Below are 14152 nucleotides of genomic sequence, written 5' to 3' on the forward strand. Positions count from 1 at the left end.
GAGAGTAGGACGCCGCCGAACAATCATTGTGGAAATGCCCCGTACCGGGTTACCGGTACGGGGCATTTCTGCGTTCAGGGGGTTGTTTGGAATCCCTTCCGGGATTCCTGCAGAGCGGTGCCCTGCGGGACATGGGTGTCTAGAGACGGCCGGCCGATTTCAGGGCCAGGTAGGCGTCGGCGAGAGCGGGTGCCAGTTTGTCGGGGGTTGCGTCGACGACCGTTACGCCGTGCCGCTTCAGCTTTTCCGCGGTTCGGTCGCGTTGTTCCTGGGACTGGGCTCCCGCAGCGGCTTCGTACACGGACTCCACGGAACCGCGAGCTGCGGTCATCTCCTCGATGCGGGGATCGGCGACGGACGCGACCAGGACCGTATGGCGCTTGGTGAGCTGCGGGAGGACGGGGATAAGGCCTTCTTCCACGGGGGCGGAATCGAGGCCGGTGAGGAGAACGACGAGGGAGCGGCGAGGGGCGCAGGCCAGGGCTGTGGCGCTGAGGCCGTGCGTGTCGGTTTCGACCAGCTCGGGTTCCAGTGGTGCCATCGCGTTGACCAGGGCGGGGAGGAGTTCGCCGGAGGAGCGGCCCTGGACTTGGGCGCGTGTACGGCGGTCGTAGGCCAGGAGGTCGACCCGGTCTCCGGCACGGGAGGCTAGGGCGGCCAGGAGAAGTGCCGCGTCCATGGAGGCGTCGAGTCGTGGGATGTCGCCCACGCGACCGGCGGAGGTGCGGCCGGTGTCCAGGACCAGGAGGATGTGGCGGTCTCGTTCGGGACGCCAGGTGCGTACGGCGACCGTGTTCTGGCGGGCGGTCGCGCGCCAGTCGATGGAGCGGGTGTCGTCGCCGGGAACGTAGTCGCGGAGGCTGTCGAACTCGGTGCCTTCGCCACGGGTCAACACGCTGGTCCGTCCGTCGAGTTCGCGGAGCCGGGCCAGCTTGGAGGGCAGGTGCTTGCGGCTGGCGAAGGGCGGCAGAACGCGGACGGTCCAGGAGACGTCGTGGCTGCCCTGGCGTGCGGCCAGACCGAGAGGTCCGTACGAACGGACGGTGACGCGGTCGGAGCGGCGGTCACCTCGGCGGGTGGGGTTCAACTCTGTGGTGAGACGGCGGCGTTCGCCTGCGGGCACGGTTACCGCGTGGCGGGAGGCCGTTGACTCGGTGGCGGGTTGCCAGCTGCTGGGCGGCCAGGCGTCGCGGACCTGGGCGCGCAGTGGGCGGGGTGAGGGGTTGGTGACGTTCAGCTGGACTGTGGCGGTTTCGCCGAGTCGAACGGATGTGTCACCGGATCGGGTGAATTGGAGCTTTCGCACTGGCGCGGCCAGAGCGTAGTCGCACAGAATTGCGAGTGTCAGGGGTGCATTGACCGCGAGGATCCCCGACCAGTTCGGCGCGAGGATGCCGACGGGAAGTGAGCCGAGGGCCGCGAGCAGGGCGGTTCGTCCGGTGAGGGCCATGGGGTCGTCGCCGTCTCAGCGGGGGACGGGGACGTGGGAGAGGACGGAGGTGATGACGGAGTCGGCGGTGACGCCCTCCATCTCCGCTTCGGGGCGGAGTTGGATGCGGTGACGGAGCGTCGGGAGGGCCAGGGCCTTCACGTCGTCGGGGATGACGTAGTCCCTGCCGGTGAGCCAGGCCCAGGCGCGGGCGGTGGACAGCAGGGCGGTGGCGCCTCGCGGGGAGACGCCGAGCGTCAGTGAGGGGGAATTGCGAGTGGCACGGCAGATGTCGACGACGTAGCCGGTGATTTCAGGGGACACGGAGGTCTTGGCGACCGCGTTCCTGGCGGCTTCCAGATCGGCCGGGCCGGCGACGGGGCGTACGCCCGCCGCCTTCAGGTCCCGGGGGTTGAAGCCTTCGGCGTGACGGGTCAGGACGTCGATCTCGTCCTGGCGGTCGGGGAGGGGAACGGTGAGCTTCAGGAGGAAGCGGTCCAACTGGGCTTCGGGGAGGGGGTAGGTGCCCTCGTACTCGACCGGGTTCTGGGTCGCTGCGACCAGGAAGGGGTCGGGCAGGAGGCGGGGCACGCCGTCGACGGTGACCTGGCGTTCTTCCATCGCTTCGAGGAGGGAGGACTGGGTCTTGGGAGGCGTGCGGTTGATCTCGTCGGCGAGGAGGAGGTTGGTGAATACCGGGCCGGGCTGGAAGGAGAACTCGGCGGTGCGGGCGTCGTAGACCAGGGAGCCGGTGACGTCGCTGGGCATCAGGTCGGGAGTGAACTGGACGCGCTTGGTGTCGAGTTCGAGAGAGGCGGCCAGGGCGCGGACCAGCAGTGTCTTGGCGACGCCGGGGACTCCTTCGAGGAGGACGTGGCCGCGGCAGAGGAGGGCGACGACGAGGCCGGTGACCGCCGGGTCCTGGCCGACCACGGCCTTGGCGATCTCGGCGCGCAGGGCTTCCAGGGAGGCGCGGGCGCGGTCGGGGGTCTCGGCGGGGATCTCTGCGTGCTGGGCGCTCATGAGGCGCGGACCTCTCTTTCGAGGGCGTCGAGTTCGTCGGCCAGGCGGACGAGGCCGGTGTCGTGGGACGGGGTGGGACCGAAGAGGAGGGAGTCGAAGTCTCGGGCGGAGTGGGGGAGTCGGGCGGAGAGGGCCGGCAGGAGGGCCGCCGGGGTGTGTGCGTGGGCGGTGGGGACGCCCAGGAGGGAGGAGAGGCGGGTGCGGGTCGCAGAGCGCAGGGCTGAGGCGGCGCGGTCGCGGGCGTTGGCCCGGCGGTAGAGGCGGGCGCGGCCCTCGGTGGTTTCCGAGGCGCGGATGGCGACGGGCAGACGCTCGGTGACCAGCGGGCCGAGGCGGCGGGCGCGCCACAGGGCGGCGAGCAGTGCGGCCAGGGCGAGTTGGGCGGTTCCCCAGAGCCAGCCGGGCGGGACCTGGGACAGGAAGCCGCCGGTGGTGTCGTCGGAGGAGCCCCGTTCGCCGGTGGCGGTGGGGTCGTCGAGGGAGGGGAGGTACCAGGTCAGGTTGGGCCGGGAGCCGAGGAGTTGGAGGGCGAGGGAGGCGTTGCCCTGCTGGTCCAGGTGCTCGTTCTGGAGGAAGTCGGGGGCGCCGAGGAGGACGGTGTCGCCGTCGGCGGGAGTGGTGAGGCGGAGGAGGGAGGCGTGGCCGTCGACCGGGTAGCAGGCGTCCGAGCCGGAGAGGGAGGGAGAGGCGGAGTAGAGGAGGCCGCCCAGGTCGGCGTGGCCGGCGGTGGTGGCGGCGCGGAGAGAGCAGCGGGGGGCCAGGGCGGTGACCGGGGCTGGTTGGGAGGCGACGTCTACCCCCGGGGCCAGAGTGGAGAGGGTGGTGCGGGAGGGGGCTGCGAGGAGGGTGCGGCCGCCGGAGGAGGAGGTGGCTTGGTGAAGGCGTTGCTGCTGGGAGGAGGTGAGGAGGTTCGGGGAGGTGACGAGCAGGGTGGTGTCGGGGCCGGTGGTGGAGGTGGCCTCGGTGAGCGAGGTGACGACGCGGGTGGAGACGCCGCGCTCCTTGAGGAGTTCCGCGACGGCGCGGGTGCCGGCGGGGGAGGCGGAGCGGGGGTCGAGGGCGTCGTGACGGGAGCCGGACTGGAGGGCGGCGAGGACGATGCCGGAAAGGAGGACGACGCCGACGAACACCAGGAGGCCGCGGGAGCGGGTCCAGAGCTGGCGGGCGGTGGGCGAGATCGAGGTGGAGGGAGGAGCAGTCGAGGGAGAGGGGGGCGTGGTCGAAGTGGAGGGCGGCGTGGTCGTCACAGGGCGGCCCACTCGGAGGTTGGGGTGTCGGCCAGGGAGGGCTTGGCGCGCTCCAGGTCGAGGTCCAGGTCGCGCAGGCGCAGGTACGCGGCTTCGTCGGCGGTGCGATCGCCGTATGTGACGTCGTCGAAGGAGCGGGCGGCGGCGTGCAGGCGGGAGGCGTGGTCGGGCAGGGTACGGCCGGCTTCGGCGGCGGCCTCGTCGGCGGTGCGGCCGGGGCGGGGGTCGAGGAGGGTGCGTTCCTCCAGGGCGCGGACCAGGGCGCGCATGCGTTCCTGGACGGCGGGGTTCCAGCGCTGGGCGGCGGCGTGGGCGTCGGCGGCGGTGCGGTGTTCGGCGGCGCTGCGGGGGCGGTCGTCGAAGAGTGCGGCGGTGGTGGAGGAAGGGGTGCGGCTCGGGGTGCCGAGGCGCCACCACAGGCCGGCCAGGAGAAGTACGACCACCAGGGCGATGACGGCCAGGCCGAGCGGGCCGCCGGGGGTGGCCCCGGCGGCCGTGTCGAAGAGGTTGCCGATCCATTCCCAGAAGCGGTCCAGGGCCCGCTGGAGGAGGTTCGGGTCGTGCTCGTGGTACGCGGGCTTGGACAGTTCGCGTTCCGCCGCTTCGCGGGCGGGGGCGCGTGGGATGTCCAGGGGCGGATCGTCGCCCGTGCGTGCCCGCAGCCAGGCCGCGGCAGTGTCCCCCGTCACCGGCACCGCCGCATCAGCTCCCTGGGGTGTGGTCGGCCGGCTGTTCCGTGCCGTAGCCGGGGAGGCCTGCGGCGCGGGCGAGGTCCAGGTCGAGGGCCTCGCGGCGGATGCGCTGGTCGATGTAGAGGAGGACCGACACGCCTGCGGAGATCGGGTAGGTGATGCAGGCGGCGATCACCGCGCCGATGCTGCTGATCACCAGGAACGCCCAGCCGAACTCCGGAGAGTTCCCTGTCAGCAGTTCGCCCATGCCGCTGCCGTCAGTGAACAGGGCGATGGTGGAGAAGAGCATCACGATGATCATCGAGACGAGGAACGTCAGCAGGGCCGTCACCAGCTGGATGCCGAAGACCCGCCACCAGGAGCCCTGCACCAGCTTCGCGGAGCGGCGCAGCGACTGGCCGATCGACTGGCGTTCCAGCATCAGCGCCGGGGACGCCAGGGAGAAGCGGACCCACAGCCAGATCACGAGGACGGAGGCAGCCAGCACACCGAATGCGGAGAGCAGGGCGCCGCCGACCGAGCCGAGGAGCAGGCCCGGCAGTGCGGCCACGGTCAGGATTGCCATGGCGCCGACCGACAGCAGGAGGGTCAGGCCCAGCAGGTGGGGCAGCCGGGGCTTGGCCTCGCGCCAGGCGTCGCCCAGCGACACCGAGCGGCCCAGCACCGAGCGGCTCACCACGATGGTCAGCAGCGCCGTCGTGAAGAGCGTGCCGACCGTGCTGATCAGCAGGCTGGGCACCAGGCTGATCATGCTGTCCTGCATCGACTCCAGGGACTGACGAAGCGCCTCGGTCGGGTTCGACTCCGGGTCGGCGGTGATCTCCATGGGCGCCGGCAGGACGAACCGCTGGAGGACGATGTCGGCGATCTGGACGAGCACGGCGACGACCACCGTGACGCCCAGCACCGTCCGCCAGTGCGCGCGTGCCGTGGACACCGAGCCGTCGAGGATGTCGCCCAGGCCCAGCGGGCGCAGCGGGATGACACCAGGCTTGGCCGCAGGCGGCGGGCCGCCCCAGCCGCCGGGACCGGGGGCTCCCCAACCGCCGCCCTGCGGGGCTCCGTTCCAGCCCTGCGGGCGGGGCGTCTGGGCGTGGCTGCGCTGCCCGGACGTGCCCGGCGCGGACCACTGGCCGGCCGGAGGCTGCTCCTTCGACCACTTCGCTCCGGATGGCGTGGACTCGGGCGCCCCGCCGGCGGGCCCGCTGCCACCGGAGTTCTCCGGGGGACGGCCGTCGGAGGGGGCGGGTCCGGGCGAAGCCCAGCCCGGAGAGTCGTTCATCGTCGCTCCTTCACGGTGCCCGACCGCGGATGCGGCGGCTGGTTGCCAGCCATCGTGCCATGGGAGGTGTACGGGTGGACCGGCCCCCGCCCCTCCTCTCTCCCCGCAGCACCTTCAATTCCCGGGGTTCCACGGGGCAGACTGGGCGGATGGCTGATCACGACGCGCACAGCACGGTGGGCGCAGAACCGCCCACGCTGCCCTCGCTTCGATGGGAGGAGCCCCCCGAGGGGCCGGTCCTGGTGCTCCTCGACCAGACCCGGCTGCCGGTGGAAGAGGTCGAGCTGGTCTGTACGGACGTACCGGCGCTGGTGCGGGCCATCCAGAGCCTGGCCGTACGGGGAGCCCCGCTGCTGGGGATCGCCGGGGCGTACGGAGTGGCGCTCGCCGCCCGGCGCGGGTTCGACGTCGACCAGGCCGCGGCGCAGCTGGCGGGAGCGCGGCCCACCGCAGTCAACCTCGGGTACGGGGTGCGGCAGGCCGTCGGGGCGTACGCCGACGCCCTGGAGAAGGGGCTCGGCCAGGACGGGGCCGCGCAGGCCGCGCTGGACGCCGCCCGGGAACTGCACCGGGCGGACGCCGCGGCCAGCGCCGCCATGGCCCGGCACGGGCTAGCCCTCCTCGACGAGCTGCTGCCCGGCGGCAGCCACCGCATCCTCACCCACTGCAACACCGGGGCCCTGGTCTCCGGCGGCGAGGGCACCGCCTTCGCCGTGGCGCTCGCCGCACACCGCGCGGGACGGCTGCGGCGGCTGTGGGTGGACGAGACACGGCCGCTGCTCCAGGGCGCGCGCCTCACCGCGTACGAGGCGGCCCGCCACTCCATGGCGTACACCCTCCTGACGGACAACGCGGCGGGTTCGCTGTTCGCGGCGGGCGAGGTCGACGCCGTACTGATCGGCGCGGACCGGATCGCGGCGGACGGTTCGGTGGCGAACAAGGTGGGGAGCTATCCGCTCGCAGTGCTCGCGAAGTACCACCACGTGCCGTTCATCGTGGTCGCACCGCTCACCACGGTCGACCTGGCGACCCCGAACGGGGACGCCATCGAGGTGGAGCAGCGGTCCGGGCTCGAAGTGACGGAATTCACCGGGGGCTTCTCGGCGACGGGTACGGAAGGGGGCGGCGGGCAGGCCGTGGCACCGCTCGGGACACAGGCGTACAACCCCGCCTTCGACGTCACACCACCGGAACTGGTGACGGCGATCGTCACCGAGGACGGCGCCGTCTCCCCCGTGACCGGGACCGCGCTCGCCGAGCTGTGTGCCAGGTCACCACGGGCAACGATGAGCTAATGGGATGATGGCGTTTATGAAAGGTCGCGTTCTCGTAGTTGACGACGACACCGCACTCGCCGAGATGCTCGGCATTGTGTTGCGTGGAGAAGGTTTTGAGCCGTCGTTCGTCGCCGACGGCGACAAAGCGCTGGCTGCGTTCAGGGAGGCCAAGCCCGATCTGGTGCTGCTGGACCTCATGCTGCCCGGACGGGACGGCATCGAGGTGTGCAGGCTCATCCGGGCGGAGTCCGGAGTGCCGATCGTCATGCTGACGGCGAAGAGCGACACCGTGGACGTGGTGGTCGGACTCGAGTCCGGCGCCGACGACTACATCGTCAAGCCGTTCAAGCCCAAGGAGCTCGTCGCCCGCATCCGGGCGAGGCTGAGGAGGTCGGAGGAGCCCGCGCCGGAACAGCTGGCCATAGGTGACCTGGTCATCGACGTCGCAGGACACTCGGTGAAGCGGGAGGGCCAGTCCATCGCACTGACCCCGCTGGAGTTCGACCTGCTGGTCGCGCTCGCCCGCAAGCCCTGGCAGGTGTTCACCCGCGAGGTGCTGCTGGAGCAGGTCTGGGGGTACCGCCACGCCGCGGACACCCGACTGGTCAACGTCCACGTCCAGCGACTGCGCTCCAAGGTCGAGAAGGACCCCGAGCGCCCCGAGATCGTCGTGACCGTACGCGGCGTCGGATACAAGGCCGGACCGAGCTGACATGAACCGAGGCAGTGCTGCTCCGAACCCCGGGGAGCCGGGAAGCCGTACGGAGCGGACTGCCGCGGCGGACCGCCCCGCACGGGGACCCAGGAGCGACGCCCCACCGGGCGTCTCCGGCCACCCGGGACGGCGTACGTCCCGGGCCGGCCGGCTGCGGCAGGGCGGCCGGCTGCTCCAGGACGCGGCCCCCGGCGGGCCCGTCCTGCGCCTCGTCGTACGGCTCGTACGACGCCCCCTGCTGCCCGCGATACGGCTGTGGCGGCGCAACATCCAGCTGCGTGTGGTCGCCACCACTCTGCTGATGTCCCTCGGCGTGGTGCTGCTGCTGGGCTTCGTCGTCATCAGCGCCGTCAGCAACGGCCTGCTCAAGTCCAAGGTCGAAGCCGCCCAGAACCAGGCCCGCGGCGGATTCGCCGTCGCCCAGGAACGCGCCAGCGCTCCAGCCGACGCCGGCAGCAGGGACGGCGCGGAAAGCGGCAACGCCGTACGCAACGTGGCCAACTGGCGCTCCGACCTGGTGGAACAGCTCGCCAGCGGCGGCCAGAAAGCCTTCAACGTGGTCGCCCTCAGCGTCGCCAACGACGAATCCGGCAGCCAGCGCGGCCCCCGCGCCTCCGGCGGCGTCGATCCCCTGGCCAGCGTGCCGCAGGAACTGCGCGACTCCCTCGACCGGCACCCCGAGACCTTCCAGGTCAACTGGCGCATCGTCTACAGCAACGACGCGCAGCCCTCCGAGCCCGGCCTCATCATCGGCAAACGCCTCAACGACATCAGCGGCAACGCGTACCAGCTGTACTACCTCTTCCCGCTCACGCAGGAGGAAGCCTCCCTCAAGGTCGTCACGAACACCCTGCTCACCGCGGGAGTGTTCGTCGTCGTCCTGCTCGGGGCCATCGCCTGGCTCGTCGTGCGCCAGGTCGTCACACCGGTACGGATGGCCGCGGGCGTCGCCGAGCGGCTCTCCGCCGGACGCCTCCAGGAGCGTATGAAGGTCACCGGCGAGGACGACATCGCACGCCTCGGCGAGGCCTTCAACAAGATGGCGCAGAACCTCCAGCTCAAGATCCAGCAGCTGGAGGACCTCTCGCGGATGCAGCGCAGGTTCGTCTCCGACGTCTCGCACGAACTGCGCACACCGCTGACGACGGTGAGGATGGCCGCCGACGTCATCCACGACTCCAAGAGCGACTTCGACCCGGTGACGGCACGCTCCGCCGAGCTGCTGGTCGGGCAGATCGACCGTTTCGAGTCACTGCTGGCAGACCTGCTGGAGATCAGCCGCTTCGACGCCGGGGCCGCCGCGCTGGAGGCCGAGCCGATAGACCTGCGGGAAGTCGTACGACGGGTGATCGACGCGGCGGAACCGCTCGCCGAACGCAAGGGCACCGTCATCCGCGTCGTCGGCGACGAACAGTCCGTCGTCGTCGAGGCCGACGCCCGGCGCGTCGAGCGGGTGCTGCGCAACCTCGTCGTCAACGCCGTCGAGCACGGCGAGGGACGGGACGTGGTGGTACGGCTGGGCGCCGCCCAGGGCGCTGTCGCCGTGGCGGTACGGGACTACGGCGTCGGCCTCAAGCCCGGCGAGGCCACCCGCGTCTTCAGCCGCTTCTGGCGGGCCGACCCCGCACGGGCGCGCACCACCGGCGGCACCGGGCTCGGCCTGTCCATCGCCGTCGAGGACGCCCGGCTGCACGGCGGCTGGCTCCAGGCCTGGGGCGAGCCAGGCGGCGGATCCCAGTTCCGGCTGACCCTGCCCCGTACCGTCGACGAACCCCTGCGCGGATCGCCCATCCCCCTGGAGCCCGAGGACTCGCGGCGGGCACGCGCACGCGTGGCGGAGGCGGAGCGCGCGGCCGGGCGGGATGCCGCGAGTGCACGGCTCGCCTCCTTCCCCGTACAGCAGACAGGAGAGCGGCGCGCCGGGCCCCTACCCGCGCCGCGCACGGCGGCCGTACCGGCGGACCCGACGGCGCTGCCCGGCAACGGTGCACGTGTCGTCTCGCGCAGGGCGGGCGAGGAGACACAGGACGACGGCACCACCGCTGGCACCGGCGCCGGAGACAGCGGCGACAGTGCGAGCGACGGACGCGACAGTGCGAGCAACCGGCGCGACAGTGATGCGGAAGCCGCCGTGACAGAGGCACACGAACGCAGCGACAGTGGTACGGACGACGGCGACGGGGATGCACGCGAGGGCCACGGCAGTGACCGCCGCGCGCCCCGGAACAGGGACCGGGAGGACAGCCCGCGTGGGCGTTGAGGGGCACAGCCGCAGCAGGAAGCGCACGTACGACAGCAGGACCGTCAGGGAACGCGGACTGAGAGCCACCGCCCTGGTGACCGGCGCGGGCCTGCTGCTGACCGCCGCCGGCTGCGGGTCCATGCCCGACCACGGCAACGTGTACGAGGTCAAGGCCTCGCCCCAGGTCGACACCCAGGTGCGCGTCTACAGCGTGCCGCCGCGCCCCGGAGACCGGCCCCGGGCCATCGTCGACGGCTTCATGGAGGCCATGACCAGTGACGACCCGGGCTTCGACACCGCGCGCAAGTACCTCACCCGCAGCGCGTCGAAAGCGTGGAACCCCGGCAGCACCACCACCATCCTCGGCGGCGCGGTGCCCAACCCGGCAGAGACGACTTCCGGCCAGACCGGCGGCGTCCTGGAGTTCAAGATCTCCGGCGAGCGGATCGCCGAACTGGACAAGCAGAGCGCGTACCAGCCGCAGTCCGGTGTGTACGAGCAGACGCTGCGTCTGGTCAAGGAGAAGGGGCCGGGGAAGAAGGACCCCGTGGAGTGGCGCATCGACACCCCGCCGGCGGGGCTGGTGCTCGGCGAGTCCGACTTCCAGCGCATCTTCCGGTCCGTGAACAAGTACTACTTCGCCTCGACGGCGGGCGAGTCCGGGCTGCGCCCGCTGGTCGCCGACCCCGTCTACGTACGCAAGCGCACCGATCCGCAGACCCGGCTCGACCCCGTGGCGCAGGCCGTGAAGGCGGTCATGGACGGGCCGTCCGCCTGGCTCAGCCACTCGGTCCGCTCCAGCTTCCCCACCAGGGCCGGGCTCAAGGCGGGCACCAAGACGCTGCCGATCGGCGACCACAACTCGCTGAAGGTGCCGCTCAACCCCGAGATGGCGGACGCCGAGCGCAAGATCTGCATGGACATGGCGGCCCAGATCCTGTTCACGCTCCAGGACCTGACATCCTCCACCCGGATCGACCAGGTGGAGATGATGCGGCCCGACGACTCGTCGCTGTGCACGCTCCAGAAGTCCAACGCCGGCGACTACGCGCCGGGCGGATTCGTCGGACCGCCCAACCACGAGTACTTCCTGAACGGCGATCGGCACCTCGTACGGATACTCAGCGCCAGCGAGAACGCGCTGTCGGAGCCGGTGCCGGGAGCGATCGGCGAGCGACGGACGGTCGTGCGCTCGGCGGGGGTCTCCCGCGGCGAGAAGACCGTGGCGGCCGTGCTGGACAGCGGGCACGAGCTGAGCGTGGCACCCATCGCGCCGCTCGCGTCGGGCGCGGCCGACGCCAAGATCGTGTACCGCAGCGAGCGCGGGGCCAAGGAGACGCTGTCCGCGCCGAGTTGGGACGGCATGGGCGACCTGTGGTTCGCCGACCGGGACCAGCGGCGGCCGCGTGTGATGCGCCTGGTGGACGGCGGGGGCACGCCGCAGCAGGTGTCGATCGAGCGCCTCGACGAGGGGTACGTCGACTCGCTGCGGGTGTCGGCGGACGGGGTGCGGGTCGCGCTGCTCGTCGTGGGCAAGGACCAGCGCAAGACGCTCAAGATCGGGCGGGTCGAGCGCAGCAACGGCCCCGGCGGCCCCGAGGTCTCGATCGTGGGACTGCGGCCCGCGGCCCCGCAGATGGAGGACGTGACCGCGATGTCCTGGGCCGGGCAGAGCCGGCTCGTGGTGGCGGGCCGGGAGACCGGGGGAGTGCAGCAGATGCGGTACGTCCGTACGGACGGCTCCAGTTCGGCGGAGGGGCTGCTGCCCGGCGCGAACCAGGTGACGGCCGTGGCCGCATCGGACGCCGAGGGGTCGGCGGTGCTGGCGCAGACGAAGGACGACGGGATCGTGCGGCTGCCGCCTGGGGCGAACTGGAAGACGCTGGCGAAGCCCGGGTCGATGCCGGTGTATCCGGGGTAGTGGCGGGGCTCCGTGGGGTTTTCCCCGGGGTTCTGACGGGCTTTCGGGCGGGCCGTCGGGTCGGTTCGAAGGTGCGGGTGGCGGGCTCGACTCCTGGTTTTCCACAGGGTGTTGGGCCCGCCTTCGTGCGTTGTCCACAGGGGTGGCGGGAGGGTGGGGGCCCCGGCACAGTGAGGACATGAAGCAACTGCAGGGAGTTTGGCGGGAATTCACCGCTCTGATCCTGCCGGTGCCCTGCGCGGGATGCGGCAGGCCCCGGGAGCCGTCCGGGGTCTGTGCGGAGTGCGCCGGGGTGCTGTGCGGGGGTGAGCCGGGGCGCGTACGGCCCTGGCCAAAACCGCCGGGACTGCCGGTGGTGCACGCGGCGGCGCGGTACGAGGACGCCCCGAGGGCGGTGCTCCTCGCCCACAAGGAGCGCGGCACGCTCGGGGTGGCGGGGGTGCTGGGGAGGGCGTTGGCGGGGGCGGTGGGGAGTGTGGTGGGGGAGGTGGGTGGAGGGGGTGGGGAGGGAGGGGAGGGGGAGCCCCCGGAGGCGTATCCCCCGGGCAGTTGGGTAAGTGCACCCCCAGTGGACGCGATGCAGGAACTGGTGCTGGTACCCGTGCCGTCCGCCCGGCGTTCGGTCGCCGTGCGGGGGCAGGACCCGGTGCGGCGGATCGCTTTCGCGGCAGCCGGTGAGCTGCGCCGGAGCGGGAGGGCGGCCCGGGTGGTGCCGGTGCTGCGGCAGCGTCGCCGCGTCAGGGACCAGGCGGGCCTGAGCGCCCGTGAGCGGGCGGCGAACCTGGCCGGGGCCCTGGAGGTGGTCCCCGGCGCCGAAAGGCTGCTGGCGGGCTCCTGGCCTGGTTCCGGTGCGGGCTCCTGGGCTGGTTCCCGGGCGGTCTCCCGGGTGGTCCTGGTGGACGACCTGATGACCACCGGTGCCTCGCTGGCCGAGGCGGCCCGTGCGTTGCGGGCCCGGCCGGGAGCGTACGCCAGGCGCAGAGGGAGATCCGAAAGCTCCGAGGAGTCGGAGGAGTACTTCCGTACGCCTGCGGGAAGGCCCGGCAATAGCGGATTCCCGTCGGTCGCGGCAGCGGTTGTCGCGGCCCCGCCGAAATCTTTCGAAATAAACTGGAACTGAGCGGGAACTTGCATCGTTGCAGGTAGTGAGAGGGAAAAACCACCTGAACGGAGGTACGCGCCGGTAGCGGGTGCCGATACCCGGCCGGGCGGGCTATGTTCAGAAGTGAGGAATAGCGGTCGCTGTGCCTCACTTATTGCACTGCCGTGCTGGTTTTCCCTCGCGCCCCGAAAGTCGGGGGTGTGGATCTTCCCCACGGGGGAGGAGGAGAGGAAGTCGCCTAGTCCGAGACTTCGGGACTGAAACCGGAGTCTGGTGCAAAAAGGGAGACGCTCCGCAGCGAGCGGAGCAATCCGGGAACGGAGTTCTGCGTGGACATCGTCGTCAAGGGCCGCAAGACAGAGGTACCCGAGCGGTTCCGCAAGCACGTGGCGGAGAAGCTCAAGCTGGAGAGGATCCAGAAGCTCGACGGCAAGGTGATCAGCCTCGACGTGGAGGTGTCCAAGGAGCCCAACCCCAGGCAGGCGGACCGGTCCGACCGCGTGGAGATCACGGTCCACGGACGCGGTCCCGTGATCCGCGCCGAGGCGTCGGCGGGCGACCCGTACGCGGCGCTCGACCTGGCGACCGGAAAGCTGGAGGCGCGGCTGCGCAAGCAGCACGACAAGCGGCACACCCGCCGCGGCACGGGCAGGCTCTCCGCGGCCGAGGTCGGCGCGAGGGTTCCCGACGCGGCCGTCATGGACAGCGACGGTCAACTGGTCGTGGACCACGCCGAGTCGGACGGCAGCGTCCCCACCAAGAAGATCGGTTCGCTCGAGGTGCAGGGCGACGGACCGCTGATCGTCCGCGAGAAGACCCACGTCGCCGCGCCCATGTCCCTCGACCAGGCGCTCTACGAGATGGAGTTGGTCGGCCACGACTTCTATCTCTTCGTCGACGCGGAGACCAAGGAGCCCAGCGTCGTCTACCGGCGGCACGCCTACGACTACGGCGTCATCCACCTCGACACCGACCCGCTGGCGGAGTCCGAGGCCGGTGGCGCGGGCGGCGCACTCGGCGGATGAGTGACCCCAGGCGGCGCACAGGCCGCCGGACCACCTGAAGGTGGTGTCCCCGGAGGGCGTCCGCACCTCCGGGGACACCGGTGTGTGCACCCTGAAGCGAGTCCTGAAGCGAGCGCTCCGTCGCCGGGGCATGGAATCATGTCACCGCAAGTCAAGAAGTGCTCTGCGGACCGTGGTTGGCGCAGCACACGAACTTC

The 14152-nt window shown here is 71.5% G+C and carries 11 protein-coding genes; 6 read left to right on the top strand and 5 right to left on the bottom strand.

Annotation, left to right across the window (positions count from 1 at the left end; all coding sequences use genetic code 11):
- Positions 1 to 139: 139 nt before the first annotated feature.
- From IE269_RS17300 to IE269_RS17320, 5 genes are read right to left on the bottom strand one after another with little or no spacing between them, the layout of a single operon-like run.
- Positions 140 to 1450: a DUF58 domain-containing protein gene (locus IE269_RS17300; protein WP_189823906.1), complete on the bottom strand. Its 1311-nt coding sequence runs from the start codon at positions 1448 to 1450 to the stop codon at positions 140 to 142.
- Positions 1451 to 1465: 15 nt separating this feature from the next.
- Positions 1466 to 2452: an AAA family ATPase gene (locus IE269_RS17305; RefSeq protein ID WP_189823907.1), complete on the bottom strand. Its 987-nt coding sequence runs from the start codon at positions 2450 to 2452 to the stop codon at positions 1466 to 1468.
- A complete protein-coding gene (locus tag IE269_RS17310; RefSeq protein WP_189823908.1) occupies positions 2449 to 3699 on the bottom strand; it encodes a DUF4350 domain-containing protein in 1251 nt (416 codons plus the stop codon). The genes IE269_RS17305 and IE269_RS17310 overlap by 4 nt, the downstream gene beginning before the upstream one ends.
- Positions 3696 to 4394 carry a DUF4129 domain-containing protein gene (locus tag IE269_RS17315; protein ID WP_318299654.1) on the bottom strand — a complete coding sequence of 233 codons (699 nt, stop codon included), beginning with the start codon at positions 4392 to 4394 and terminating at the stop codon, positions 3696 to 3698. The genes IE269_RS17310 and IE269_RS17315 overlap by 4 nt, the downstream gene beginning before the upstream one ends.
- A 7-nt stretch (positions 4395 to 4401) precedes the next feature.
- Positions 4402 to 5673, bottom strand: a complete 1272-nt coding sequence (locus IE269_RS17320; RefSeq protein WP_189823909.1) for a DUF7847 domain-containing protein — start codon at positions 5671 to 5673, stop codon at positions 4402 to 4404.
- Positions 5674 to 5822: 149 nt separating this feature from the next.
- Between IE269_RS17320 and mtnA the strand changes: the two genes are divergently transcribed.
- From mtnA to hpf, 6 genes are all read left to right on the top strand, one after another.
- Positions 5823 to 6968, top strand: a complete 1146-nt coding sequence (gene mtnA / locus IE269_RS17325) for an S-methyl-5-thioribose-1-phosphate isomerase (RefSeq protein ID WP_189823910.1) — start codon at positions 5823 to 5825, stop codon at positions 6966 to 6968.
- 4 nt (positions 6969 to 6972) lie between these two features.
- Positions 6973 to 7662 (top strand): two-component system response regulator MtrA, encoded by a 690-nt coding sequence (mtrA, locus tag IE269_RS17330; protein WP_189823911.1) that lies wholly within the window; start codon positions 6973 to 6975, stop codon positions 7660 to 7662.
- 1 nt (position 7663) lies between these two features.
- Positions 7664 to 9925 (top strand): MtrAB system histidine kinase MtrB, encoded by a 2262-nt coding sequence (mtrB, locus tag IE269_RS17335; protein ID WP_189823912.1) that lies wholly within the window; start codon positions 7664 to 7666, stop codon positions 9923 to 9925.
- Positions 9915 to 11828, top strand: a complete 1914-nt coding sequence (locus IE269_RS17340; protein ID WP_229897932.1) for an LpqB family beta-propeller domain-containing protein — start codon at positions 9915 to 9917, stop codon at positions 11826 to 11828. Before mtrB ends, IE269_RS17340 begins: the two co-directional genes overlap by 11 nt.
- A gap of 187 nt (positions 11829 to 12015) precedes the next feature.
- On the top strand, positions 12016 to 12948 hold the full coding sequence (locus IE269_RS17345; protein WP_189824265.1) for a ComF family protein: 933 nt from the start codon (positions 12016 to 12018) through the stop codon (positions 12946 to 12948).
- A gap of 311 nt (positions 12949 to 13259) precedes the next feature.
- Positions 13260 to 13955, top strand: coding sequence for a ribosome hibernation-promoting factor, HPF/YfiA family (gene hpf, locus IE269_RS17350; RefSeq protein ID WP_189823914.1), 696 nt, complete (start codon positions 13260 to 13262; stop codon positions 13953 to 13955).
- The last annotated feature ends 197 nt before the right edge of the window (positions 13956 to 14152 follow it).

Source organism: Streptomyces spiroverticillatus, assembly GCA_014650415.1.
GTDB classification, from domain to species: domain Bacteria; phylum Actinomycetota; class Actinomycetes; order Streptomycetales; family Streptomycetaceae; genus Streptomyces; species Streptomyces spiroverticillatus.

Bases quoted from the DNA above. Each gene is read 5' to 3' on its own strand.
- IE269_RS17300 (WP_189823906.1), bottom strand. From the start codon at position 1,450: ATGGCCCTCACCGGACGAACCGCCCTGCTCGCGGCCCTCGGCTCACTT.
- IE269_RS17305 (WP_189823907.1), bottom strand. From the start codon at position 2,452: ATGAGCGCCCAGCACGCAGAGATCCCCGCCGAGACCCCCGACCGCGCC.
- IE269_RS17320 (WP_189823909.1), bottom strand. From the start codon at position 5,673: ATGAACGACTCTCCGGGCTGGGCTTCGCCCGGACCCGCCCCCTCCGAC.
- mtnA (WP_189823910.1), top strand. From the start codon at position 5,823: ATGGCTGATCACGACGCGCACAGCACGGTGGGCGCAGAACCGCCCACG.
- mtrA (WP_189823911.1), top strand. From the start codon at position 6,973: ATGATGGCGTTTATGAAAGGTCGCGTTCTCGTAGTTGACGACGACACC.
- mtrB (WP_189823912.1), top strand. From the start codon at position 7,664: ATGAACCGAGGCAGTGCTGCTCCGAACCCCGGGGAGCCGGGAAGCCGT.